The sequence below is a fragment of the Rhizobium sp. C104 genome (genome assembly GCF_022354505.1).
GTDB lineage: Bacteria > Pseudomonadota > Alphaproteobacteria > Rhizobiales > Rhizobiaceae > Rhizobium > Rhizobium redzepovicii.
The window spans coordinates 2,757,408-2,783,698 of the sequence record NZ_CP092348.1; the positions used below are offsets into that span (position 1 = coordinate 2,757,408).

Here is a 26,291-nt window from a genome sequence, read left to right on the forward strand (position 1 = left end):
GTTCTCCTTATCTAGCACGCTGGCCGCGGCGGTTGCGGTTGCGTCGCCACACGCCGTCATCGGCCATCATGTCGGTGAGCAGGCCTTCCCTCAAGCCGCGATCGGCGACCCGCATGCGCGGGCTCGGCCAGCGGCGGCGGATCGCCTCGAGGATGGCGCAGCCGGCGAGTACCAGATCGGCCCGATCCGGCCCGATGCAGGGATTGGCGGCACGGCTTTCGAAATTCCAGGAGAGCAGCTTTGCCTGCATAGCGGAGACCTCGTCGTCGGACAGCCAAATGCCGTCGACCTTGCGCCGGTCATAACGCGGCAGGTCGAGATGGACGCCGGCAAGCGTCGTCACCGTGCCCGATGTGCCGATCAGATGGAAATCGCCGGTCTGGGCGACCTCGATCTCCGGGCAATCGAAGCCTTCGAGCATGCCGCCAACTTCGCGCACCATGCCTTCGAAAGCTTCCGGCGTGACGTCGCGCCCGCCATGACGCTCCGACAGCGTCACGACGCCGACCGGCAGCGATGTCCAGTGGGTGATGTGATTGGCCAGCCGGCTGTAGCGATTGTCGCCGATGCGAATGACGGCGATCTCCGACGAGCCGCCGCCAATATCGAAGAGCACGACGGAGCGGGTTTCACGCCCGACCAGCGAGGAGCAGCCGGAGACGGCGAGCCGCGCTTCGGTCTCTCGATCGATGATCTCGAGCGCCAGGCCGGTTTCGGCAACGACCCGGGCGAGGAATTCCTCACCATTGACCGCCTGGCGGCAGGCTTCGGTGGCGATCAACCGCATGCGGCGGATCTCCCGGTTTCTGAGCTTGGAGGCGCAGATCCTCAGCGCTTCGATCGCCCTTTCCATCGCCTCGTCGGACAGACGGCCGCTGGCCGCCAGGCCTTCGCCAAGGCGCACGATGCGGGAGAAGGCGTCGACCACCCGGAATTGCCCCGGGCGGGTCGGCTGGGCGATCAGGAGACGGCAATTGTTGGTGCCGAGATCGAGAGCCGCGTAGAGTTCGTCCGGCCACGCATGTTCGCCGGCCTGGCGATCCCCTGGATAACCGGAATTGCTATGACCATCCTGGCGCCCCCTGCGGCCGGCATTTGCGCTGTTCTGCGCCTCGCGCGATTCGGCGCGCTGCACCGTCTCTTCGGCGCGGCTCTCCTGCTGCGGCGGGGAAGGTTTTGCCGCCGTCAGCGGCCGGCCCTGAAGACCGCGCTTGCCGCGATGTTTGCGGCGGTTACGCCGGCTCGGCGTCTGCTCGCCTTCGGCCCGGGCAGCATTGCTTGCCGCTCTCGCCTGTTCCATCGCTTGAGGATGAGATGAACCGTCCTGCGCAGCGCCTTGGCCGCGACGGCGGCGACGCTTTCGCTTGCGGGCCGGACTTCCGGCCGCATCTTCCATCGGGCGCGCAGACTGCCCGGCATTGCCGGAAAGCTCATGCGAAGCGGGATGAGCCGCGTTGCGGGATTGCCCGCCACGCTTGCCCTTGCGGCGCCTGGACTTCTTTCCGTCCTTGCGCCCTGCCGCCGACGCCCCGTCAAATTGCGGCTTTGCGCCGCCTTCGGGGTCTTCCACGTTGTTTTTCCACCGCGCCGCGCAACTCCCTGAGGTATGCAGCAGGCGCTCGTTCGATTTTTGCGTTGCGGCAAGAATATCAGCGCCCGCCAAAATCACCAAATTCTTTTTTGTGAGCGGGATTTGGGGATCGTTTCACCGCTTCGCGGCAGCACCGAATTTTTTCAAAACGGGTATTTGCAATCCGCCCGCTTTTGGTTATAAGCGCCGCACAGCAGCCAAGCCATGCTTCGGCGGCGACTGCTGGGGAATAGTTCAATGGTAGAACGACGGACTCTGACTCCGTTAATCTTGGTTCGAGTCCAGGTTCCCCAGCCAATTCTCCCTAAATCCCCTTAATTCCTTGATTTTCCAGTCGTGCCGGATATCGTTTTGGCATTATTGGCGTCCTGATGCCCAGAACTGTAGCCCACAGGTGATGCCCACGCGGAAAACACGTGGCGACATCGCCGGTGGCAGGCAAGGGCAATTATCCCATGGCGGTCCGCCACGACGTCGAGAACCTTATTCGCCGCGGCAACATTTTTTACTGGCGCGCACGTGTTCCCAGTTCTTTCGCCCGGTGCCAGCCGGGCAGCCGGCTTTCACTGAGCCTTCATTGTTCCGATCATAAAAAGGCTGAAGTCATCGGCAGAAAGCTCAACACGCTGATGGCCGAGCTGAAGATGAAATCGAAGGAACCGATGTCGAAGGCCCAGCTTCAGAAACTTTGCGAACACGAACGCGACGTGATGCTCTTGCATCTCGAAGACGTCTCGATCGTCGCGAGGCGCTATGGCCGTCCGGCTGACATCGAGGAACTGGAACTCGATCTGGAGAATGGCTGGGCATACAAGCTGCTCGCCATGTTTGGCATCCGCCAGAAACTGACGCTAGAGGAAGGCTGCAGCGGATCCAAGTACCTGCTCGAAAACGGGGTCCCTGCCTCACATATCTCTGCGATCAGATCGAACTATCTCGAACTGCTTCATGAGGCGAACACCCGTGGCTTCCAGGATGGAATTCGGATGCTGATGCATCAGTTCGATATCAGCCAAAATCCCCTCAACCACGAAAAGGCGATGAAGGCCTATTTTAGTGGCCGGGCGGAAGCGCTGTTCGACGTCGCAGAAAGGCATTCACTCGCAGACCGAAATCTCAGTGAACTCACTGGTGGGTCAAGGCCAGAGCCGCAGCCTGTTGCCTACGAACAGGCAACGGAGGTCGTCATGCCACCGGCGCCTCTGATCGCGATTCCGGTCGATGTTGCTCCGACACCAAAGCCTCCCGAGCCCTTCCCGATCGCCGTGCTCGATCTTTCTCCATCACCGCGACACGCTGCTATCGAAAGGGACGATGGTCTGAAGACGCAGCCCGTTATTCAGGTCGCGGATTTCGAGGCCGAGTGCGAAAAGCTCGCCCAGAACATGAAGGACGCCTGGGACGACGACACCGCACGTGATGCCCGCGCTTTGGTTCGCATGTTCAAGAGCGTGCTTGAAGAATACGGCATCGAGCACACCGGTCAGATCAGCCAATACCACATCGGCAAGCTGCGCCAGCACTTCAATAACATTCCGATACGTTGGGGGCAGAGCGCCAAAATGAGGGCGATGTCGGCACCCGAGCTACGGGCCGAAGGTCAGAGGCTGCGCGAGCAGGCCGAGACGGAGGGCAAGGAGGCGGCCGTCGGCCTGAGCGCCGCGACCATCCGCAAGCACTTCGGAAATCTGAACCACTTCCTCAAGCATGTGCGCGGGCATGGCTTTGAACTCGACGATTGGAGCTTCGAGGGACTGAGACCGAAAAAGCCCAAGGCCGGTTCTGTTCGCAAGCAGCAACACAAACCGACGCCGGACGAAATCAAACCGATTTTCTCATGCCCCGTCTACACCGGGTCGTTGGACCACGATCGTGGCCGCAAAAAGCCGGGTCCACACGTCTTCCATGACGCGGCCTACTTCCTGCCTCTCATGTACACCTATCTTGGCGGCCGCAGGAAGGAGTTCGCTGGTCTTTCCTTAAACGATATCGAGGAAGATGACGACGGCCTGGTGCTTGTCCTTCGGACGAACGAGTTTCGGCGCCTCAAGACCGAGCAGTCGGAGCGGGTGCTGCCTCTTCCAGATGAGTTGATCCGTTTGGGCTTCATGGACTACTGCGTTGCTCTAGAGGCGCTGGGATACAAAGCCGTGTTCCCGGACCTTATTTCCCACAAGACAAGGAATGATCCGGGCGACCGTTTCTACGACGTTTTCAACCCGATCATGCAGGAGGCTTTAGGAAGTAAAATGTGGAAGCGCGCTTTCCACGCGCTCCGTCATGGTATGGCGGACACGTTGAAACAAGCTGGCGTTTCTACGGAGGTCATCGACGATATTTCCGGGCGTCTTTCTGATGGAAGCGAAACCAACAGTCGTTATACGAACCCCGCCGGTCTCCCATTGATGCGCGACGCCCTCGGCAAGTATCCGATCATCACGTCGGAGATCGAGGCGAAGCCGATCAAATTGCTGCCGTGGATCGCAAAGCGGTTGCCGCCGCCCTGGGCGCGCGAGGCCAAGAACGAGGCAAGACGCCGGAAATAATTTCCGACGTCTCGTTGAAAGTTATGCGGCCTCCCAGACCTGATTGAGAATACGGGCGGCAAGTGCGGCCTTATCCTGTGGGAGGAAGCGCCCGTAGTGCTTGGCGACCATATCGGCTGTGTCCTGGATCGCGTAGCTCGCCTGCTCGTAAGAGCCGGTCTGCTTCAGGATGTGGGTCGCCAGCACGTCGCGGACGTTGTGCGGACCGTGCGGCAACAGCCCCTTAATTGCGCCTCGCCCTGTGTACGGGTTGTAGATCCCGTAACGTTGGATTGTCAGACGCCAGGCCTCGTAGAAGGTCGTAACGTCGTAAGCGGCATCCGTGCTGGTCGTCTTGACGGTCTTGACAAAGAACGTACCAGGATCGGCGGCGGAGCGTAGCAGCACTGACCGATGTCGTTCGACGTAGGCGTCTATATATTCGTACAGATCCAGGAGGTCAGGCAGCACGAGACGAAACGGCTTGTCGCCAAAGAAAGACGAGTGCGCGTTTTTGAACGCGACCGCCGGGATGAATACCTCCCAACCGCCTTCTCTGTCACTCCAGCGGATCTCGCCCCGCTTCATCTTCTCCAGAACACGCTCCGAGCGGGGCATATGACCTTTGGGGCAGAGCATGAGCTGGCGCAGATTTTTCTGCCGCAGTCCGAGATGCAAGCCCAGCCTCAGCATCAAAAACGCGCGAACGGCTTCGGCGGCAGGCCGCGGATAACGATGTTCATCCGGCATCAGGCGGATGATCTCTTCGGTGATCTTGCGGTACTCGCCGACAGGGCTCGCTGCCTCGAGGACCGGCATGATCGGCTCGAAGGGATCGCGGTGGACACGGGCGATCCGCTGGATTTCCTTTACGCGATGAGCCGCATGCTTGTGGAAGTCGTCGCAGGCACCATGCCAATCCGCATGAGCATAGTCGATTTCATTTTTTGAAACGAGACCGGCGATCGGCTGGACCCGAGCGAGAAGTTCAGGATGCTGGCGAAGCCACCCGGTGTCTTCCTTGGTAATCGCCAGAGCAATCCGCAGCATGTCGACTTCCCAAGCCGTGTAGAAGCCGCGCCGCGTTTCGCGCCATTGCAGGTACCAGTCCCAGACGCCCGGAAAAAGCAACAGGCCGAAGGTCAGTTGACGCAGCGGCACGCCATTACCCCTGACCTCCCCATCCTTGGCCGCGGCAAGGGCGCCGAACATGAGCCCGAGATGCTCGATCTTCTGAGACGCCGTCTCCTCGCCCCAGACACCGTTTCGCTGGAATCCGACCGACGTCAGAGCCGACGTCTTGAAGCGCACCAGGTCGGCCATTTCCATCGCCAACGCCGGCGGCGCCTCGATGACACCAGACAGCAGGTCGGGATCTTCTATCCACGTTTCCTCATAGTTAGCGGGAACAAGGATTTTCCCATCCCGCGGCGCCCGGCCGCCATAGGATACGCCTGGAAAGCGGATTGCATATCGCTGCTTGGCGGCTGCCGCCTGAAACTTCCTGTAGTCGGTCGAGCCGCTGATGATAACCCGCCGAACCCAGTCGACGATCTCTTCGCGCTTGTGAAACGGCAGAGCGTTGAAATCCTCCGGCAGATGCCATGCGATCCGGCGCCGCTCCGAGGGTTCGATCCCGGACAGGTTGAAACCCGAAGCGGATCGAGACGGGTGCGGAAGCTTTGCCTTGAAGTAGCCGTCCGGTAGCCGATAGCGCCGCTCAATGCGGGATAGCACGTGGAAACTCTCGGTGCTGCGCGGCACACGGCGGCCTTCGATCCAGCTCAAAAGCGTATTCTTGTCCGTCAGATCGTCAGTGCCGATGATGCCGCGATAAAGCGTCCAGTAAGTTTCTCCGTGGCGCCGAAGATGCAATTGCAGTGCCTCCGCGAAGTCCGCCGGATCCTCCCAGACTTTGAACAGGGCTTCGGGAAACTCGACGTTGACGCGCGCCGACGTCACGCCGGCAGGCTTCGGCTTTGATGGCGGCTCCGGCACTTGCGGCGCCACTCGACTAACCGCTGGCGCCGCCGCCCTCGCCCTCGACGTCTTCGCGGGTTTACGCACTTCTGGTTTTGCGGCAGCGGGAGCGAGGCGAGTATCCCGGATCCATCGAGCGATCGCATCGAGGGCAGGATCGATCCGGCGCGCGTTCGCGGCGAGTGCCTTGGCATCGATGCCGGACGCCGCTGCAACGACGTCCCAGTCGGTCTTCCCGTTAATTCGAGGCGCCGGCCGCCTCGCCTGGATGAGAAAGGACAGGTAATCACTCAGTCGATGTAGCTCATCGACTTTCAGCACCGGCGAGAGGCGGAGCTGGCAAAAGGCTTCGATCTTGCGTTGAAAGGTTTTCGCAGAAAATTCGTTCATTTCCATTCACATAGCTGTTGTTGAGTTTCCCGCAGGTGCGGGGCAAGCGAGCTATGTAATGGCGATTAATCCCCGGTAACTGACCGGGCATGAAAGCGGCGGATTCTGAAAAAATCGATTCCTCTGCAAACGGCGTTTCAAGAAGTAACGGGGGGACAAAGTCCCCTCATGAGAACGCCGTTTGCAAAAACAGTCGTTAAATTAGGCGGCCAGGACATCGTCGGCGCGCAGGTGAACTTTGCGGCGGAAGGGCTGGTCATCGCGGGCGTAGCGTTCAACGAGATCGTCGAAGACCTCGTCCGCCGCTCGCTCATTAAAGCCCTGGTCGACCAGAAGTCCGATCACGGCGTCGGCTAGCTCTTCGATCCATTCGGGCCGCCCCTGTTCGAGATAGCTGGTAATCGTCCAGACCAGGAGGGTTCTTGCAACGTCGTCGCGATCCGGGCGTCGCTCCGCCCGATGCCGGTCTCGGAGCCGCTGCTGCCGTTTCTTCTGCCTTGCCTTCCGCTCGTCGTCAGTCTGTCGTGCCATGTCTTCCTCCCCTTTTTGCTGGATGGCACTTCCATGGTCAGAGGACCGGCTGACCGGCGCAACCCGTTTGTCGCGGCAACGGAATCATTGTGTTTTGAATCGGAATTCCGGAGCATTGAATCGAATGAGCGCAATTTGACTCGCGTTGAGCGCACGTCGAAACGAATTACCGGCACACCATCGGACCGAGGCTCGGCGAGCAGGTCGCATGTGGCGACGTCCGCAGCCTCCCTCGAAAATCCGTGAATCGGAATATTGCGGTTTGGAATCGTTGGCCGGGACTTTCGAAACGTCTTTCGAAGTTTTGGAATCGTTCGCTCATAGGTCTGAATCGAATGAGCGCAATTTGTTTCAGGTTGCCGGCAATTGATATCACGTCGTTTCAGTTTGCGCGGAGCCGATCCGCTGACCTCATGGCCGCTGGCCGAATATCCAACCTTCCCAGGTCGCGACGTCGTCGTCGTCTGGTACTCCTTCAGTGCGGCGCCGCTCGACGACGTCGATCATTCCGAACAGACCAACGACTGCATCGAACTGATCCTCACCGGTCTTGTCTATCCCAAACCCATCGGTGATCGCCGCCTCCAGCGCCGCTCCGCCGATGTGGGGCGGTCGGCCAACCATCGGAGAAGATGGCCTCCAGTAGTACGGCGGCCAGCCTGCTGTCGCTTGCTCCACACGGGGCGCCGCGGAATGCCAAGTTGGCCGTAGACATCTCCTGGATACGTTTCAGCAACAACAGTTGCTCCGGGCTTGGTGAGTTCAGCAAGGCTTCCGTCGAAAGGCCATAGAGCTAACTCCGAAACGTTCGGGATAATGATCTCTCGCCAGCCGGTGATGGCTGCTTTTCCCACCTGATTGCCGCCTAGCGTCCAAAACAGCATGCAGGCATCGCCACGGTCCGCCGTTGCGCGCTCGCAGCGGCGCAGAAGCTCACGGCCGCTCCCGGCTCCCAGAGCATCGAACAGGTGTCGACGCTGTGTACCGCCTGGCCGCATGGGATAGAAGGGACGATCGATGGCGATGTCGTTGCGATGTTCCGCGACGTCGAACCACCGCTCAAATCGCCCGGCGCCAAACGCTTGCAAGGCAGACCGGAAGTCGGCGAGACCCAATGCCTTGCCATAAGCGGCAGGCAGGCCGATCGGGAAATCAAACCCCATCAGCAGCGCGGCGTCCGTTTCGGCACGGCTTCGAAGCCGAGGGATGAGGTCCTTCGTTTCACCGACAGACTCTGGCGCCGACAATATCCATTTCGTCGCTTGTCGCACGGCCACGCACATCCACCGCTTTTTCCGGTCGATACTCCAGTCGCAGTGAGCAATGACAGCCACAGACATCCTGACCTCCCACGTTCCCAAAAGGGTCTAGGGGGTGGGGGCTAGGATGTCCATCACCGCATCGCCATCGAGCGCCTGGGCGTCGAACAGCGCCCGGACCAGCCGGTCGAACGCCGCTCGGTGTTCGAAAATCACCTCGGTGGCCCTGGCCTGGGCAAACTCCAGACGCTGGTGAACCCGCTTAGCAAGATCGTCGTCTCGACTGAGGATTGCGGTCGGATCCTTGTGTTCGAGATAAAGCAGCGGATAGCGCGCGCCGAAGCCAAGCACTTGTTCCATATCGAGGGCGATCCGCGTGGCGCGGGCGAGATCGCTCTGCTCCGCGCCGCCGGAGCCTGCGGATACGGTCTTCAGCACGATGAGTTCCGCTGCACGTCCGGCCATCAGCATGGCAAGCAGCCGCCCATACCATTCCACTGTATCGGGTGTGCCAGTCGCGAACGTCACAGCATTGTGGCCGCCGTCCTTGGTATCGATCGTGAGACCCCTGATGGAGCCAAGGCGCAAGGCGTGATGGACGACGGCATGGCCGGATTCATGGATCGCATAGCGCCACCGGACGTCGTAAGGAATTGGCGGCCGATGGCCGCGAATGCCGGCTTCGATGTCTGCATAGGTCAGGCGCCGCTGTTCACGGCGCGCCTTCAGCCTTGCCTCTCGTACGACCCGTTCAATGTCGGCGCCCGTCAGACCCATCGCCCGCGTCGCTAGACGTCGAAGCGCCTGAGGAATTGCCCCTTCCTGCTCGTGCGCGTCCGGCCCCTCGATGTCGCGCTGATCGTCATCGTCAAGAACAATCTCCAGCTCGTCTGCGGGGCCACTGTTCTGGCTAAACCTCGTCATGGCTGACCTCCGTCTTGCGTATCCGACTTGGCGACGACGTCGAGATCGGCACCAAGATGATGTGCGAGGATACCGGCGAGCGCCGGGATATCGGGGCGCGGGATGTCGATATGGGTTTCCAGCCTTCCCGACCGGCGGATGGCCTCGTCGATTTCGTTCGGCCGGTTGGTGGCACCAACAACGATGACGCCCTCGCTCTTCACCGCACCGTCGAGCAGCTCCAGGAGCTTGTTGACGCACGCATTCCAGTAGTCGGCATATTGCCGCGACGCCGACACCCGCGTTCCGATACCGTCGATCTCGTCGATGAAAAGAATGCATGGCGCCTGGGCTCGGGCCTCGGCGAACGTGTTCGCCATCCGGTCAAGTACGGCGTTCAGATATTCACCCTGCAGCCAGGTCGAAACCGAGGTCACGACCAGCGGGATCCTAAGGCTGTTGCACATGGCGCGCGCAAAAGTCGTTTTGCCGGTTCCCGGCGGTCCGGACAGAAGAAGCTTGGTACTCATGTCGGACCAGGCCAGGTCGCCGGCGAGGTAATCAGCCAGATCCGCTTTGAGCCCCAACGCCCAATCTTTCGCTGCACCGTAGCCGGTCAGGGTCTCCACCAGCAGCGGCGGCCGGCCCTCTCCCGGCGTCTCACCATCTTCAGGCAGAGGCTGGATCACTTCGGCGCCGGTCGGCTGATCTTTTGATTTGCGTTTGCCTGCCGACGACGATGCGCTGTCGCCCTTGCCGCTGCGGTCTTGTGACGACTGCGCCGCCCGTTCGCTGGGGCTTTGGGTAATCAGGCGCCGCGAAGAGGCGGCGTCGCCTTTGTCCTTCTCGTTGTCCCGCTCTTCGCGATTATGGATCGCAAGCCCCACCAGCGCTTCAATGCTGGACAGGATCGGTCGGCCGGGCCGGACGGCAATTGCGAGATCATCGAGCGTCAGGGCGCCCGCATCGATCACCGCGATCAGGCCGTCATGGCGCGACACAGCATCGCTACCATAGACCGCTTCCAGCAAGTCCGCGAGGAATGTGATATTGATCCCTCCGCCGGTCAACCGCACATCGCTCGTCAAATCAACTTGATCCGGAACGCCTTGATGGGTTTCAGCCACGGCAAGAACCGGCGAGCCGTGTGCCAAGGCCCACAGCAATTGAGCGCGCATGGCCGAACGGCTCGGGCGATAAGTCTGAGCGACCGGAATCTGCAGGAAGACACGTTTGGCTTGGCCTTCCACATACCTCCAGAGCTCGTCGACGAAGGTAAAATCGGCGGCCATGCCGACATACGGGCCGAACGGCACGAAGGCCGTTTCTTCGACTAGGTGCGGCAATGCCCGCTCGAACCCTTCGACCGTCACCTGCACTGCGAAGACCCCGGCCGGTTGCCGAAGGAATGCGACCAGATCGCGCAATTCGACGCCGGATTCCTCCATGGCCGCCGCGAGCAAAAGGACAGTCGCCATCGTTTTGATGCCAAGCACCTCACCAGCCTCGGCGACAACCCTGACAGCATAAGCGAGCGCGTCGTCGTCAGCGCCGTTCCTGGCCGGCAGGCGGCGTCTGAGCGGCGCCGGCCATACGGGCGCCGCCGACAACAGGTCGGGTCGACCGCTCGTATCCTGCGGGGCGTCGATCAGGAAGGCAGCAAGGCGATCGCGCATCCACTGCCGGTCTCGCTCTGCCTCGCCCGTCAGATGGGAGGGATCGAAGGCCGGAAGGTAGCGGCCAATGACATGGCCCTCGACGATCGCGGTGGTCATCATGAGCAGACCGTTGCGGACAGCCACCCGCCGGCCCTCGCGGCGCTGAACATGACGCAGACGCCGAAGCAGGAAAGAAGACAGACGATCCATCAGTTCTCCTCCACCGGGAACGCCGCGGAAGCGGAAACAATTTCCGCATGACCTGTGTGCTGGGCAGAGGCATGACGGTCGCGAGAGACAGCCCGATCTTGCCGCGCGCTTGCTCTCCCATTGAGCCAGTCGAGAACCAGGCGGCAGGCTGGATCGCCAGACCATGCGTGGTGGCACAGCCGATCAAGGAGCATCGGCGGAACGGCTGCGGCGTCGCCGGCCCCGTGTCGGGTGAAGGCAAGTGCGAGGCCGACGACCAGCGCCGGGTCATCTTGGCAAACGCGACGACGCCGGCCTGCCAACGCAGTGCCAGTTTTGGCAGGACCGCGAAATTCGGGCAGCGGCGATGATGAGGTGGGTACGGTTTCTACGGACACGCAAGATCTCCTCGCCGGTCCAATCTTGGTCACCGGCGTCTTCAGAGCATGAAGGGAACGGGGAAAGGCGGGCCGCGGGCATCGGCGCCGCAGCCATCACCTCAGCCAGAGCGAAGGGCGGACGCCTTCAGGCGTCGAGCAGACGCCGCGCAAAGCCGACGCGGATGTGCTGCGGAGGCCATGAGGCTGCGCCGTCATCTTCTGCCTCCGGGTCATCCCGACCGTCGTCGAACGGATCGTCGTCGCCACAGCGGCATCCGGACGGATGCTCATCGCAGCACGCCGGATCGTCACAGATCATGACGCGGCGGGTGGCCCGGAGGATTCCGAGACGCCGGGAAGATGTCGAATTTGCAGCCGCCGATGTCAGTCGCGGCGTTGCCGCATCCGGAATACCGAGCGCACGTCGCACCTCGGCCTCCAGAAGCTGCTGCACGCGGCGCCCGAAACGCAGACGCAATTCCGCCATGCAGGCCGCCGCGCCATCGATCTCCAGCAGGTCATCGATCTCCGACAATGCCCAGACGCCCGCCGCATGGTCGCTCGGGCGGCTCGCGCCATCGATGATGGCAACGCCCACTGTCTCGACCATAAGCCGCTTCTGAGTTCTTGTAGAGCCAGTCCGGCAGGATCATTGCCGACGCCAACATCCTGAGCTTCAGCTCTTCCAGCCGGCTGGTATCGCCATAGGACGCGAGCGAACGTTTCAGGTCCAGCACGAAGGCGGCGCGCTTTGCGCGGTTCACAAGGATCAGGTCCGGCGTGTAGCTGCCCTTGGCGGGCGCATCGCAATCGAGCCGTACTTCCTCAAGATGATGCCAGTCATTGCCAGCGATCGCTTCGATCGCCGCCTTCACCAGTGGTAACTTGATCGACTGCATGAGGACCACGAGGTCGGGATTGGCCTTGGCAAGCCGCTCGACGGCCTGTTCCAACAGCTTGCCCTCGCGGAACGACACGGCCCGCACGAGTGAGGCGACGTTGACGTAGTGACCGAGGATCTCGTCCTCGACAGGCTCGCCTTCGGCGATGGCGGCGATTGCCTTGTCGATCAAGACGTCGAAGTCCGCCTCGATGTCGCGGTAGCGCACCAGATACGGATGACGCCGCAGCACCGGTGGCTCACCATGAACAGCGAGACGCTCGGCGAAGTGCCGGCGCGGAGACGATGCCGGCGAGTGGTTGACGGTGGAAGAAGCCGCGGACGCGGCGCGCAGAACTTCCCCCGCAGGGGACGAAGAGTGTAGGTTTGTCAAAGCCCGATTCCTTTCAACAGAAGGCTTGAGGGTCAGGCCCTTGGTAGCGTTGGCGCGCTGCCTTGGGCCGCTTGCTCCGTTCACTTCGGAGCCGCCCATATCTGACAGGACCGGAACCAGATCTCAAGGATCCCCCCGGCAAAAAGAGAACGGATCCCGAACGCGGTTAACGAGGGACCTACACGCGAATTCCACCGGCCGCTTGGTGGTAAACACCTCGTACACGACCTGCGAACCGCACACCGACCACGGCGATGGAATCGAGAAAGGAGGCCGAAGCCCCCTTTCTTATGTTCATTCCGCCGAGACCTCGGCGGGTTTTGGCTTCAGCCAAGCCGGCTTCCTCAGCCCCGACGGGTTTTCAGTCGAAAGCATCGAGACGACGTTGGAGGGCTCAGCGTCAGCCTTCCCTGTCGAAACCGGACGCACCAGGAACGCCGGCGGCTGGAAGTCCCGGACGGCAGCGCCATTGTCATCGGCCGGATCAAGGCTTGGCGCCTCAACCCTTACCACGCCGCCAAGCGCCTCAAGGCCACCTCGCATGACTGCGTCTGCGGACTTCGGAGCGACTGGGGCTTCAAGCGGCCATTCGGGTTTCTTCGTCCGGGACGTTGCCCAGTCGAGCAGCAGCAGTAAGTCTTGGCGCAACCAAGTTTCAAGCCCCTTCGCTTCGGGCCACGACTCCCTGTTGCCGAGATGGTCCAACGTCTGGAAGACCTTGTACCAATGGCTCGCAGCAGAAAGCTCGCTTTCCGGGAGCTTGCGGACGTCGACGTCACCCGGCGCATCGAGAAGCAAAACATTGCCCAGGCTGCGTTTCGCCACTCGAGCCAAAGGCTCAAGCACCGGAATGAGTGTCGTTTTCTGCAGACGCTTGCCCTTGCTCTCGAGAGCACTGACAACCGCCGCGGCGAGAGCTGCAGCACTTTCGACGAAAGCGGCTACGCCACTCTTCGTCTTGAGGTCGATCAGCGCCCGCAAACCGGCGAGACCGCCGATGTCGGCGAGTTCGGCGCCGGCTTCATCGTCAGAAGCCGTCTCCGAGCCGTCCGCAAGCAAAGTCTTCACCTCGCTGACGCGGATGCCGTCATGCTCCTCGGCAAAAGCCAACGCGGCCTCAACCTTCTCCTCCGGCGCGGACGCGAGATGGAAAAGGACTGTCGGGCTGATCGCAAGCTCGACTGCTCGCCCCCGATAAGCCTCGAGGTTTCGAGCAACAGCCCGGTAGTTCCGGGCTGTTTTCGAAGAGATGTCGCATCGCTGCGATACCCATTTTCGAAAGTGCCCGGTTCTACGTGCTCGGAAGCCTGCTCCAGCAGGACGCCTAGCTCGAAGGCCTGGTCCGTGGAGCGGCGCCCCAGGGCCTGGATGCCAGCGGCTGCCGCTTCCAACGCCTTCTTGCTCTGCACACCGATGTCGAGCGCGTCGTAGTCAAAGCGGGCGGGCGCCCGTTTTGTTGTCTTGTTCGTCATGTCAAAGATCCTTGCGGGTTGCAAAAGCACCAACCGCGTTTGCGCGATTGATATAAGTATTATCGCACCGCGTGCAGGCAATAACAATGTTTACGATAGGTTGTCTCCGAGAGAGTAACTTCAAAAAGTAGATCTTTACGTCATTTTTTACTTATTGTTACTTAATAATAACGCCAAAAAATTATTTTTTACATAAAATCACCTAAGTATTATTTCCGCATTCTCTGGTTGCACCTCACTCGATAAACGTGCCCATTTTCGAGGACCTGCCAACTTGGTACCAGATACGCAGATTCAAGTGAGTGACACTATGTCAAAGGCAGTGCTGACAACGAAACTCGCTCCGACCAAAGATGATCTTCCGGAGCAGCGGTATCATCTCCCGCGCACCTATCTGCGTCAGTTCGAAGCGGCGAGTGGTGACTGGATTGTCTATTACGAACCGTGGCGTCCGAGCGGCGAGTTGATGAAGACCGGTGGACGGCAGGCTTATTTTACGACGGCCCTGATCGCCGACATCATTCCGGATCCATCGAAGCCTGACCATCTACGCGTTGATCGAGGACTTCCTACCTTTCGATCATGCCGTTCCGTTCAAGGAAGCGGACTACTACTACGAAAGCGGCCTACGCAAGGAGGACGGCTCAACGAACAAAGGCGCATTCGGCCGCGCTGTCTAAACGTCCCTGACGCCGAGTATGGCCTGATCCTTACATGCCTTCCTCGCGCATGTCTTCAGAAGCCAAGGCCACGGACGGCTGGCGCCGGTTCCGGATCTGGCCAACGAACCGTGCAACGGACTTTGGCGACAATCTGAAGACGCAATAGGGGACTGACGGTATCGTCGCGAACAGGTGTCCGAGGGGTAAACGGGCGGAAATGATTTCCGACAACGGAACCTCGTATTAACGCATCCGTGGACAGTAATTCTGTTCGCCTTGCAATCTTTCGATGAGTAATGAATGTATCTCTGCCGGGGGATACGCATGCCTAAATCATGGATAGTTCGCGCTGAGCGCAAGGGACGATTATTTGACGCTTTCAAAGAGATATTCGTTGTGGCCATCGGCTTGGCCGCACTCTGTGATCTTTCCGGAACGAGGACCGTCGGCGCTCTTGCGGAGGTCCATCTCCGGACCAACAGCCAATCCGTGGCTACTGGCCAGTTTCATCAATTTTTTAACGAGATGAGTATTAGCCACGACATGGCCATAGGCATACAGCCTTACGCAAATGGCCGACATGCCACACCTTGAGCCCGCTATTGAAACTGTTGATCGCCAATTGCATGCTGCAGCGACGACTGATCATCAAACGGACCCTGACGCAGGACTTGATGAACTGCAGGAGCATCCCATCGTGACGACCGAGAACGATCAACATTACAAAATGTCCTTCGTCGTTGGCGGATTGTTTCTCAACGAAAGCATCGACATCGTAAACCTTCATAGGACGTCTGCGAACTGGAACCAAACGCGACAAATGGCGCTTGGCGAGAGCATCACATCTTTGCCGAAAGTAGCCTCTCGGCGTCGGACCCTTCGTGAAATTGCGAGTAGGCTCTCCAAGCTGAATGATGCGGAGCTGCGGTTTTTTGGTGAGACGAGAGATCGCACCGATCAACAGGCTTTGCTCTGGCTGGCAGTATGTCGCGAATATCGTATCGTGCATGAATTTGCGACTGAGGTTGTGCGGGAGCGCTTCCTGTCTCTTCAAACTGACTTATCAGTCGAGAGCTTTGACACTTTCTTCGCTCACAAAGCAGAGTGGAATGACGCGCTCGCGAGCATCAGCGCCACGACACGATCAAAGCTGCGGCAGGTGCTTTTCCGGATCATGCGCGAGGCTGGCATCATCTCAAAGGAGAACAAGATCCTGGCGACATACATCTCGCCGCAGTTCGACGGAATAATTGCAGAGCACAGTCCTTCAGATATCCAGCTATTTCCCGGTTTGAAATCCGACAGAGGCATCGCATGAACCTGCCAGCCACCCGCAAAGCGCGTTCTGAACATCTTTTCAAAGTCATCACGAGCCCGCGATTCTTGACCAAGCAGGGTCTCGGGAATGAGGTGCCCTTCTTCATCTACCCCTACGACGCCAAGGAAGGGCTTTCGATGGATGATGACAGGCACCAACTGGTGGCTCGGGTTGGCCACGCACGTGTGACCGTCCTGGACCTCAGCCTGTACGATCTGTCGCTCGGTATTTTGGAAGAGCGCGGGATCCTCGAGCAGGTCCTCAACGTCGAATCAGAGACGGATAAAATTGAGCTTCGGGAGTTGCTTCAGTCGGTCTTGGACCCCCAAGCCAATCTGATCCCCAAGATTGGCGAGGCGATTTCATCGACGCCGCACGACGTCATTTTCCTGTCGGGCGTCGGTGAGGTGTATCCCTACATCCGCTCGCACAACGTCTTGAACAATCTGCAAAGCACGGCAAAGGACAAGCCGACGGTTCTTTTCTTCCCCGGAAGCTACACCCATTCGTTTGCGACCGGAGCGTCGCTGGATCTCTTCGGGTGCTTGCACGACGACAAATACTACAGAGCTTTCAATATCCTGAATTACGAGGTCTGATCCATGACGATCGCGATGCGTGACATTTTCGAGAAGCCTGTCGATCGTTCCATCGATGGCGTCATCAAGGCGGATGATGAGGCAAGCCTGCGGGTGGAGTTGGACGAGTACGTCATCACCGGCGAAATCGGGCTTAGGCTGGGTCAGTTACTGGAGGCCTACAACAACTACAGCACCGCGAACGGCGTCTGGATCTCCGGCTTTTTCGGCTCCGGCAAGTCGCATCTTCTCAAGATGCTCGCCTTGCTGCTGGAAAACCGTGAGGTTGATGGCGTCAAGGCCTTCGATATCTTTGCGCAGAAGGATGAATTGAAGAACGATCCGATGCTGGCCGGCGCGCTGCGCAAGGCCATATCGATCCCGTCCAAATCGATCCTCTTCAACATCGACCAGAAGGCCGATGTTATCTCTAAGACGGATGTCGATGCGCTGCTGGCCGTGTTCCAGAAAGTCTTCGATGAAATGTGCGGCTATTACGGCAAGCAGCCGCACATCGCCCAGTTCGAGCGGCAACTGGATGAGCGCGGGCAACTCGACACCTTCAAGACGGCCTTCGTGGAACTGTCCGGCAAGCCCTGGGAAACCCGCGGCAGAGAAGAGGCTCTGCTGGAAGCACGCAACATCGCCGCAGCCTTCGCTCACGCTACCGGAACGGATGCCGCGGATGCAAAGGATATCCTGACGCAGTATCGTAAGGATACGCGGGTCTCAATCGAGGATTTTGCCGATACGGTGAAGGCCTGGATCGACCGGCAGGTGCCCAAGTTTCGGCTGAACTTCTTTGTCGATGAGGTTGGTCAGTACATCGCTGACAACGTCAAGCTGATGACCAACCTGCAGACCATTGCCGAAAGCCTGAACACCAAGTGCAAGGGACAAGCGTGGATCATCGTTACAGCGCAGCAGGCCCTCACAGATGTCGTGGGCGACATGACGGCGCGCCAGGAGAACGACTTCTCCAAAATTCAGGCCCGCTTTTCCAATCGCATGCCGCTGAACTCTGCTGATGTGGCTGAGGTCATCCAGAAGCGTCTGCTGGCGAAAACCGAGGCCGCGGAAATCACGCTCGGAAACCTGCACGACAAAGAGGTCAGTAATCTCCGAACATTGTTCGATTTTGCCGATGGTTCGATACCGCTGAAAAACTATCGCGATCGAAACCATTTCATCGCCAGCTACCCCTTCCCACCGTACCAGTACACGCTCTTCCAGATGGCGATCACCTCGCTTTCGGAGCACAACGCTTTTGAAGGCAAGCACAGTTCTGTTGGCGAACGGTCCATGCTGGCCGTGTTTCAGGAGGTCGCCAAGGCTCTGAAAGATATGCCGGTCGGCGGCCTCGCGACCTTCGATCGCATGTTCGACGGCATACAATCGGTACTGAAGTCCTCCGTCCAGCAATCCATCCATATTGCGAAAGACAATCTCGATGACCCCTATGCCTTTCGTGTCCTGAAAGCGCTGTTCCTCGTCAAATACGTCAAGGGCTTCAGGGCGACAGTCAGGAATATCAGCATCCTGCTGCTATCGGAGTTTGATGTAGACCAAGGCGAACAGCGCCGCAGGATCGAGGAGGCCTTGGCTCGCCTCGAGCGGGAAACTTACATTCAGCGCAATGGCGATGTTTATGAGTTTCTCACCAATGAGGAGAAGGACGTCGAGGCGGAGATCAAGGCGCTTGACGTCGACCCGGCGGAAAGCACCAAGGCGCTGGAAGATCTCGCCTTCGACACCATCCTCCGTCACCGCAAGATCAAGCATCTGACGACGGGCTACGAATATGCCTTCAGCCGGAAGCTCGACGACCATCTCTTGGGCCGCGAATATGAGCTGTCCATCAACATCATCAGCCCGGTCGGCGATGATATCGCAGTCCCGGAGACCGTCCGCATGCGCAACCTCGGTCGCGAGGAGCTGGCTGTCGTCCTGCTGCCAGACGTCCGGTTCGTTCGCGACCTGCGGCTGTTCCGGCAAACCGACAAGTACATCCGGCAGGCTCGCACTGGCTCACCGCAGCCGGGACGCGACCGCATCATTCAGGAAAAGGGCGATCAAAACGCCCGCCGTGCGAAGGATCTGGAAGCCCGGCTTCGAAAACTGATTGCGGACGCACGTCTCTTCGTGCGGGGCGACGAGCTTGATATTGGCGTAGACGAGCCGCAAGAGCGCATCGTCAAGGCATTCCAGTCTCTCGTTGACAAGGTCTATGTCAACCTGCCGATGCTGCGGGGCGTGACCTACCAAGAGGCAGATATTGCCAAGGCGGCAAGCCTTGCGAATGACCTTCTCGGCGATACCGGCCTGAAGGAGGAGGAGCAGGAGGTCCTGAACCACATCCAGGGGCAGGCCCGCAACGGAGTGAAGGTGTCAGTCAAGTATCTGACGGAGCGGTTCGGCGCCAAGCCCTATGGCTGGCCGACGGTCGCCACCCTTTGTCTCACCGCAAGCCTAGTGGCCAAGGGCAAGTGCGAAGCCCGGTCGGATGGCGCGCCGCTGGAGGGCGCCGGGCTGGCGCGTGCGTTGAACAACAGCCATGTGCTGGGCAACATATTGCTCACGCCGCAAGTGGAGTTCCTCCCCTCCCAGATCCGGGCTGCCAAGGATCTATACCGGGAACTGTTCGGCCAGCCGGCGGATGGCTCGGATGCGCGGGTACTTGGCGGCGAGTGGGCGGATAGCGCACGCAAGCTGGCGGACGAACTCAACCGGCTGCTGTCTGACAAACGAAACTATCCCTTCCTGGTCGCCCTGGAGCCGCTGCGGGATCGGATAGTCGACATGACGGGCAAGCCCCCGGCCTGGTACATCACCGAGCCGGTGAAGCAGGAAGACGCGCTGCTGAATGCCAAGGAGGACATCCTCGACAAGATCCGCAGCTTCATGGCCGGTGCCCAGAAGACGATCTACGATGACGTCCGCGATTTCCTTCGGTCACAGGAAGCCAATATCGGCTATGTCGATGCTGGTGCCGGGGAAAAGCTGCGCGCAGCGCTGAACGACCAGGATTGCTACAAGGGCAATGCCGTCCAGTCGCTCAAGGCAGACCTCTACGCCCTGAAGGACAAGGTAGAGCTTGACGTCTTGAAGGAGCGCAAGGCGGTGATCGCGGCGGTGGATGAATGTGTCGAGAAGATCGCCTGGACGTCCGAGTTCCAGGCACTGCCCCCGGAGCAGCAGGACAAGATCAAGCGCAGCATCGAAACCCACAAAACCGGTGTTGAGACGGTCAGCATGATCCCGATCCTGCGGGACAAGGCGAATGGTGCGCGCACGGGCCTGATGCAGCAGATCCTGGCGGATATCGCCCGGCTTGCTCCTCCGCCTGCGGCGCCAAAGCCCATGACGACTGGCATGTCCGAGCCGCCAGCGCCAGTCATCAAGCCGCCAACCTATATCAACGCTTCGCAAATCAAGGTGGCCTATCCCCGCACCTATCTCGCCGAAGCGGCGGATGTAGAGCAATACGTCAATGAACTGCGCAAGACCCTGCTGGCCGAGATCGCAGCAGGCAAGAAAGTGATCGTCTGATGGATACCAATGCCCTGAAAAAATTTGCGCAAAGCGCCCGCAATCTGTTGATCGATCAGGTCACCGCAAAGCTGGCTTTGGTGCTGGATCCGGCCTCTGCGGCGCGGCGCGAACAGCCGGCGGCGGTGAAGGCGTTGGAAGTCGCGATCCATGAGGCGAGCGAACGGCAGGTGATCGAACAGGTGGCCTATACCTGGTTCAACCGTTTCACGGCCCTGCGCTTCATGGATGTGAACGGCTACACCAATCCACGTGTCGTCTCCCCTGCGGAAGGTGCAACACGGCCGGAAATTCTGGCGGAAGCCATGGCTGGCAATCTGCCGGAAAAGGCACCTTCTGCCATCTCCGCCCTGCTGGAAGGCCGCAGCCCCTCAAATGATCCGCAGGCGGAGGCCTACCGGCTCCTGCTGGTGCATGCCTGCAATGCCTGGCACGGGGCCATGCCCTTCCTGTTCGAAAAGGTGGGCGATTATACCGAACTCCTGATGCCGGAGGATCTGCTGTCGCCAACATCCATCCTCGCCCGGTTGAGGGAAGCCATGGCCGACAACGCCTGCACTGATGTCGAAATCATCGGTTGGCTCTACCAGTTCTACATCTCGGAAAAGAAGGATCAGGTCTTTGCCGGCCTGAAGAAGAACATCAAGATCACGGCGGAAAACATTCCCGCTGCAACCCAGCTCTTCACCCCGCACTGGATTGTCCGCTATCTCGTGGAAAACTCGCTGGGGCGTCTGTGGCTCTTGAACCGCCCCGCCTCGAAGCTCGCCGCGCAGATGGACTATTACATCGCGCCGGAAGAGCCCGAAACGGACTTCCTGAAGCTCGGCAAGCCGGAAGAGATCAAGATCTGTGATCCGGCGTGCGGCTCCGGCCATATGCTGACCTATGCCTTCGACCTGCTCTACGCGATCTATGAGGAAGAGGGTTATGACCGCGCCGAGATCCCGGCGCTAATCCTCAAACACAATCTCACCGGCATCGAGATCGATGACCGCGCGGCCGCACTGGCAGCCTTTGCGCTTTCCATGAAGGCGGCAGCGAAACTGGGACGCCGACGCTTCCTGCGCATGGAGGTGAAGCCGGATATCGTCGTGTTGCAGAACGTCAGCTTCACGCCTGCCGAGCTGACGGATGTGGCCGCCGTGGTGGGCAAGGATCTGTTCACAAATGCGCTGCGCGACACACTCACACAGTTCGAACAGGCGAAGAATTTCGGTTCGCTGATCGTGCCGAAATTGGGCGACCCGGCGGATACGCTGCGGCTGGTGGAGGCACGGGATTTCAGCTCAGACCTGCTGTTGAAGGAGATGCAGGCACGCGTCCTGGCTGTGCTTGGCATGGCCGCTGCGCTATCGCCCAACTATCATGTGGTAGTGGCCAACCCACCGTATATGGGCAAAGGCAATATGAACCCGCAACTTGTAAATTTTACAAGGGATCACTTTCCAGCCAGTAAGACGGATCTGTTTGCCATGTTCATGGAACGTTGCCTGGATTTGACAGCACTTGCTGGAAACATGGCAATGATAAACATGCAGGCATGGATGTTTATCTCTTCATACGAAAAGCTTAGATCAAAACTTCTTTCCGATCACGCCATTCTTTCCATGATTCACTTGGGCGAACGTGCCTTCGACACCATCGGCGGGGCAGTAGTCTCGACTACTGCATTCGTTTTTCGCGCCAAGACGCGTAGAGAATCAGTTTCCGAATTTGTGCGTTTGACTGAAGGAAGGTCAGAAAGCGAGAAAAAAGCGATGCTCCGTCATGGTATTAGTGACAGACTATCTGCGAACTTCTATGTTTTTTCACCTCAAGATTTTGAAAGAATTCCGGGAGAGCCAATCGCATACTGGCTCTCTGAACGCTTCCGGCGAATGTTCAAAGAGAATGAGCGTCTGGGTGATAATGTGGAGGCCGGAAACGGTCTACAGACAAATGATAACAATCTTTACCTGCGACAGTGGTTTGAAGTTGGAAGCGGCCAACTGGGCATAGGCGTTTCAACTCGCGAACGCGCTTCCGCTTCCGGTAAAAAATGGTTTCCGTACAACAAAGGCGGCGAATTCCGGCGTTGGTACGGCAACTATGACTTCGTTGTCGACTGGCAGGACGATGGGAATAACATAAAACAAAGGAAAAGAATTGACCTCGCCGCTGGTCGAATTACCGCGAACAATTCAAAATGCTGGAACGAAAAGTTTTACTTTGACCGCTCCGTTAACTGGTCGGACGTAACCACAGGAAAAAACTCATTCAGATACTCCGATGGGTCGCTGTTCGATATCACAGCGCCCTCAGCGTTTCCGTCAGGTAAATACTCTGAGTGGTTTCTGCTGGCATTTCTGAATTCTAACCTGTGCAGCGAACTGAACGCGGTTCTAAATCCTACTTTACATTTCAATGTTGGGAATTTCCGAAACCTTCCAGCATTGGCTGGAAGTGTTTCAGTGAGTGTCACTGACATGAAAGCTCTAGTAGAAAAGGGAAAATCCGACTGGGACGCCTACGAAACCTCCTGGGATTTCACCACGCTGCCGCAGCTCTCACCCGATCACCGGGACGAGACGCTGGAGGCCAGCTATGCCCGTCTCCGCACTCACTGGCAGGACATGACGGACGAAATGCAGCGCCTGGAGGAAGAGAACAACCGCATCTTCATCGATGCCTATGGTCTGGCTGACGAGTTGACGCCTGATGTGCCGATCCAGGAGATCACGCTAACCTGCAACCCGGCCTATCGCTATGGCGCGAAGGGAACAGTGGAAGAACGGGAAGCGCGGCTGACCGCTGACACCATGGCCGAGTTTCTTTCCTATGCGGTGGGCTGCATGTTCGGCCGCTACAGCCTTGATGCGCCGGGGCTGATCCTTGCCAATCAGGGCGAAACGCTTGCCGATTACCTGGCCCGCCTGCACGAGAAGGACGTGGCGGAACCAAGCTTCCTGCCGGATGCGGACAATGTGATCCCCGTCCTGGACGGCGACTGGTTCCCGGATGACATCGTGGACCGCTTCCGCAAGTTCCTGCGTGTGACCTTTGGCGAAGAGCGGTTCCGCGAGAACCTCGCCTTCATCGAGGCGCAGATTGGCGACATCCGCAAATACTTCACCCGGACCTTCTATGAGGATCATCTCAAGCGCTACAAGAAGCGGCCGATCTACTGGATGTTCTCCAGCCCCAAGGGCACATTCCAGGCGCTGATCTACATGCACCGCTACCGGCCAGAAACGGTGTCTGTGCTGCTGAACGACTACCTGCGCGAGTTCATCCGCAAGCTGGAAGCCGAGCGTGCCCGGCTGGACAAGGTCTCCGATGATCCATCGGCGGCCCAGAACGTTCGCACCCGCGCCCTCAAGGATGTCGGCACTGTCACTAAGCAGATCGCCGAACTGGAGGAATGGGAGCGCGATGTCATCTTCCCGCTGGCGCAGAAGAAGATCGAAATCGATCTGGACGATGGCGTGAAGCGCAACTATCCACTGTTCGGCGCGGCGCTGAGACCCATCAAGGGGCTGGAGGCTGCGGATGAGTGATCGCATCGCCGCCAGCCTGCGGCGTCTCTTCGAAGAACACCGGATCGTCTTCTGGTACGATACCGACCGTGACATGCGGGCGGAGTTTGACGCGCTCGAGCTTTCGGGCGTGACCAAGCTGGACATCGCCAACAACGAGTTCGGCCTAAAGTACCGCATCCTGCGGCAGGAGCCAGATGGCCGTTTCCTGCTGTTCAAGGACGGGCCTGAGCCGCCGATGGCAGAAAACTGGCTGCTGGATATGCAATTGGCAACGACCGTGTTCAAGGCGGATCAGGCCGCCATCTGGGTTGCGGAACTGGGCCTGCCGCTGCAATTCGAAAATGTCGTGCGCGCGCATATCGGTTTCTTCGGCGCCAAGCCTCGTGTCGAGGTCCTAAAAAGCTGCTGCACACCTCCGATACCCAGACCCAGATGCGCTTGAAAATGCTTGCCGTCTGCGCTGGCGCCGAGGGCGGCCTGGATACCGTGATCGAAGCGCTGCTGGGCGATCTTGGCGCTGGCAAGGACGACGGTCTGCGGCTGATCGAGCGCTCCGGCCTAACGGACTTCTTCTGGACGCAGGTGGGCCAAGCCTTTGACTACAAATCGGGCGAGCCGGATTTCGAGGACTTCGCCATCTCCCTCTTCCAATCCGCCTATGCCCGCGTGCTGGGCGAGGATGGGGCTCTGAATGCCGAGGCACTGCTCGTCTTCCGCCGCTGGAAGAACAACCGGCACTGGGCGGAAGCCTTCGAGACCCTCTCGGCCCGATATCAGGATCTGCTGGCCATTCCTGCCGACCTGAAGAAGCGCGATTTCCGGACTTTTGTCACCATCGACCATTTCGAGGAAATCGACCGCGAGATCATCCGCCAGATCGTACAGGCTCTTTCCGCGCAGGCGGTTGGCGCGCCGGAGGTGCTGACTTGGGTGCGCGAACGGCGGCAGAGCCACTGGTATCCCAAATACGAGGACATTTATCAGGCCATCGGTTTCGCCACCGAGTTTCAGCAGGCGCTGGCGGAAGCTCATCTGGGCATGACAAGTGCGTCGGAAGGCGTGCAGCGCTATGTCAGCACCTGGTGCCGCCTGGACCAGCTCTATCGCAAATTCATCTATCACATGCAGAAGAGCGGTCAGGCGCAATTGCTGGCCGATCTCTACGAGTCAGTCGAGAACCGCTACACCAACAGCTATGTTTTGGCCGTCAACGATGCCTGGCAGGATCAGGTCGCCCGACTGAACGACTGGAAGATCCCCGGCTACGCATCACAGGCCGACTTCTACCGGGAACAGGCGGCTGAGTATCGCCGGAAAGATCAGAAAGTCGCGGTAATTATTTCCGATGCACTGCGTTTTGAGGTCGCCGAGGAATGCCTGCGCCGGATCCGCGCGCTGGATCGCTTCGACGCAGATCTCAAGCCGATGATCAGTTCGCTGCCGAGCTATACCCAGCTCGGCATGGCCGCACTCTTGCCGCACAACGGGCTGGCCATGGCCGAGGATGGCAGCGGCGATATTCTCTCCGGTGGTGAAAACACCAGAGGTCTGGCGACACGGGAAAAGCTGCTGGCCGCCGGCCGTAATGGAGACACAGCCAAGGCGCTGAAATTCGAAGAGGTGATGAACATACGCGTCGACGAGGCAAAGGCCCTCTTCCGCGACAATCACATCATCTACATCTACCACAACCGCATCGACGCGATTGGCGACAAGATGCAGACGGAAGAACTGCTGCCGGAAGCTGTCGAGGACACCATCGAGGACCTGACCAAGCTTGTTCGGAAGCTGACGTCAGCCAACTTCTCCAATATCCTGATTACCGCAGACCACGGATTCCTCTATCAGCACCGTGCGCTTGACGAGAGCGACTTCGCAATCGCCGATCCGAAGGGTGATGAGGTGCTATTTCGCAATCGCCGCTTCGTAATCGGCCGAGGGCTCGTTGCAACTGACGGCATGAAACATTTCACCGCCGCCAACTTGGGGCTTTCCGGCGACCTGGATGTTCTTATCCCGAACTCGATCAACCGCATGCGTGTGAGAGGTGCCGGCAGCCGTTTCGTTCATGGCGGCGCCAGCCTGCAGGAAATCGTCATTCCCGTCATCCGGGTCGGCAAGCAGCGAGAGGCAGATATCGACCACGTCGAGGTACAGATCCTCGTTTCCGGTCGCAGCTTGATCTCGTCGGGTCAAACGGCGGTCACGCTGTATCAGGTACAGCCTGCTTCAGAAAAAATGCGACCGCGCGAGGTACAGGCGGGTATTTATTCCGCCGATGGAACGCTGATTTCCGACGAGTACACCCTCGTGTTCGACTTTAGTTCCGACAATCCGCGTGAGCGGGAAATGCCGCGCAAGTTCCTATTGTCGCGAGAAGCTGATCGCTTCAACAATCAGGATGTTACCCTGAAGCTGCGTGAGCGCGTTGGCAAGACAAGCCGTTATCAAGATTATGCCACGCATCGGTTTGAATTGCGTCGCGGTATAACCACTGACTTTGATTTCTGA

General features: G+C 59.2%; 19 protein-coding genes and 1 tRNA gene. 10 read left to right on the forward strand and 10 right to left on the reverse strand.

Annotated elements, in window-relative coordinates:
- Positions 1-7: 7 nt before the first annotated feature.
- Positions 8-1,570, reverse strand: coding sequence for a Ppx/GppA phosphatase family protein (locus tag MF410_RS14905; protein ID WP_097623956.1), 1,563 nt, complete (start codon positions 1,568-1,570; stop codon positions 8-10).
- Positions 1,571-1,814: 244 nt separating this feature from the next.
- Between MF410_RS14905 and MF410_RS14910 the strand changes: the two genes are divergently transcribed.
- A tRNA-Gln gene (locus MF410_RS14910) sits at positions 1,815-1,888 on the forward strand.
- A 119-nt stretch (positions 1,889-2,007) separates the two neighbouring features.
- Entirely contained in the window at positions 2,008-4,137 is a 2,130-nt protein-coding gene (locus tag MF410_RS14915; protein WP_239619832.1) for a tyrosine-type recombinase/integrase, read from the forward strand.
- 21 nt (positions 4,138-4,158) lie between these two features.
- On the opposite strand, the gene MF410_RS14920 is transcribed toward MF410_RS14915, so the two are convergent.
- From MF410_RS14920 to MF410_RS14940, 5 genes are all read right to left on the reverse strand, one after another.
- Complete coding sequence (locus tag MF410_RS14920) at positions 4,159-6,492, reverse strand: hypothetical protein (RefSeq protein ID WP_239619833.1); 2,334 nt, start codon at positions 6,490-6,492, stop codon at positions 4,159-4,161.
- A gap of 195 nt (positions 6,493-6,687) precedes the next feature.
- A complete protein-coding gene (locus MF410_RS14925; protein ID WP_239619834.1) occupies positions 6,688-7,017 on the reverse strand; it encodes a hypothetical protein in 330 nt (109 codons plus the stop codon).
- A 554-nt stretch (positions 7,018-7,571) separates the two neighbouring features.
- Complete coding sequence (locus MF410_RS14930) at positions 7,572-8,357, reverse strand: DUF429 domain-containing protein (protein WP_239619835.1); 786 nt, start codon at positions 8,355-8,357, stop codon at positions 7,572-7,574.
- Between the two features lie 27 nt (positions 8,358-8,384).
- Positions 8,385-9,200 (reverse strand): ATP-dependent Zn protease, encoded by an 816-nt coding sequence (locus MF410_RS14935; RefSeq protein ID WP_239619836.1) that lies wholly within the window; start codon positions 9,198-9,200, stop codon positions 8,385-8,387.
- Complete coding sequence (locus MF410_RS14940; protein ID WP_239619837.1) at positions 9,197-10,957, reverse strand: ATP-binding protein; 1,761 nt, start codon at positions 10,955-10,957, stop codon at positions 9,197-9,199. Before MF410_RS14940 ends, MF410_RS14935 begins: the two co-directional genes overlap by 4 nt.
- Here MF410_RS14940 and MF410_RS14945 point away from each other — a divergent pair.
- Entirely contained in the window at positions 10,928-11,098 is a 171-nt protein-coding gene (locus tag MF410_RS14945; protein WP_239619838.1) for a hypothetical protein, read from the forward strand. The two genes, MF410_RS14940 and MF410_RS14945, sit on opposite strands and share 30 nt — an antisense overlap.
- A gap of 20 nt (positions 11,099-11,118) precedes the next feature.
- On the forward strand, positions 11,119-11,397 hold the full coding sequence (locus MF410_RS14950) for a hypothetical protein (RefSeq protein ID WP_239619839.1): 279 nt from the start codon (positions 11,119-11,121) through the stop codon (positions 11,395-11,397).
- Between the two features lie 154 nt (positions 11,398-11,551).
- On the opposite strand, the gene MF410_RS14955 is transcribed toward MF410_RS14950, so the two are convergent.
- From MF410_RS14955 to MF410_RS14970, 4 genes are all read right to left on the reverse strand, one after another.
- Positions 11,552-12,004: a hypothetical protein gene (locus MF410_RS14955; protein ID WP_239619840.1), complete on the reverse strand. Its 453-nt coding sequence runs from the start codon at positions 12,002-12,004 to the stop codon at positions 11,552-11,554.
- Positions 11,925-12,779 carry a hypothetical protein gene (locus tag MF410_RS14960; RefSeq protein ID WP_239619841.1) on the reverse strand — a complete coding sequence of 285 codons (855 nt, stop codon included), beginning with the start codon at positions 12,777-12,779 and terminating at the stop codon, positions 11,925-11,927. The genes MF410_RS14955 and MF410_RS14960 overlap by 80 nt, the downstream gene beginning before the upstream one ends.
- Before the next feature lie 195 nt (positions 12,780-12,974).
- The gene (locus tag MF410_RS14965) at positions 12,975-13,790 is read right to left on the reverse strand and encodes a hypothetical protein (RefSeq protein ID WP_239619842.1); all 816 of its coding nucleotides are present in this window, start codon (positions 13,788-13,790) and stop codon (positions 12,975-12,977) included.
- Positions 13,745-14,152 carry a hypothetical protein gene (locus MF410_RS14970; protein ID WP_239619843.1) on the reverse strand — a complete coding sequence of 136 codons (408 nt, stop codon included), beginning with the start codon at positions 14,150-14,152 and terminating at the stop codon, positions 13,745-13,747. Before MF410_RS14970 ends, MF410_RS14965 begins: the two co-directional genes overlap by 46 nt.
- A 1,233-nt stretch (positions 14,153-15,385) precedes the next feature.
- On the opposite strand from MF410_RS14970, the gene MF410_RS14975 reads away from it, so the two are divergent.
- The 6 genes from MF410_RS14975 to pglZ are packed head-to-tail and all read left to right on the forward strand — an operon-like array spanning position 15,386 to position 26,291.
- Positions 15,386-16,132 (forward strand): DUF1819 family protein, encoded by a 747-nt coding sequence (locus tag MF410_RS14975; protein ID WP_239619844.1) that lies wholly within the window; start codon positions 15,386-15,388, stop codon positions 16,130-16,132.
- Positions 16,129-16,731, forward strand: coding sequence for a DUF1788 domain-containing protein (locus MF410_RS14980; protein ID WP_239619845.1), 603 nt, complete (start codon positions 16,129-16,131; stop codon positions 16,729-16,731). The genes MF410_RS14975 and MF410_RS14980 overlap by 4 nt, the downstream gene beginning before the upstream one ends.
- 3 nt (positions 16,732-16,734) lie before the next feature.
- A complete protein-coding gene (gene brxC / locus MF410_RS14985) occupies positions 16,735-20,259 on the forward strand; it encodes a BREX system P-loop protein BrxC (protein ID WP_239619846.1) in 3,525 nt (1,174 codons plus the stop codon).
- On the forward strand, positions 20,259-23,798 hold the full coding sequence (pglX, locus tag MF410_RS14990; protein ID WP_239619847.1) for a BREX-1 system adenine-specific DNA-methyltransferase PglX: 3,540 nt from the start codon (positions 20,259-20,261) through the stop codon (positions 23,796-23,798). The genes brxC and pglX overlap by 1 nt, the downstream gene beginning before the upstream one ends.
- Positions 23,791-24,222, forward strand: coding sequence for a hypothetical protein (locus MF410_RS14995; RefSeq protein ID WP_239619848.1), 432 nt, complete (start codon positions 23,791-23,793; stop codon positions 24,220-24,222). The genes pglX and MF410_RS14995 overlap by 8 nt, the downstream gene beginning before the upstream one ends.
- Positions 24,186-26,291 (forward strand): BREX-1 system phosphatase PglZ type A, encoded by a 2,106-nt coding sequence (gene pglZ, locus MF410_RS15000; protein ID WP_239620431.1) that lies wholly within the window; start codon positions 24,186-24,188, stop codon positions 26,289-26,291. The genes MF410_RS14995 and pglZ overlap by 37 nt, the downstream gene beginning before the upstream one ends.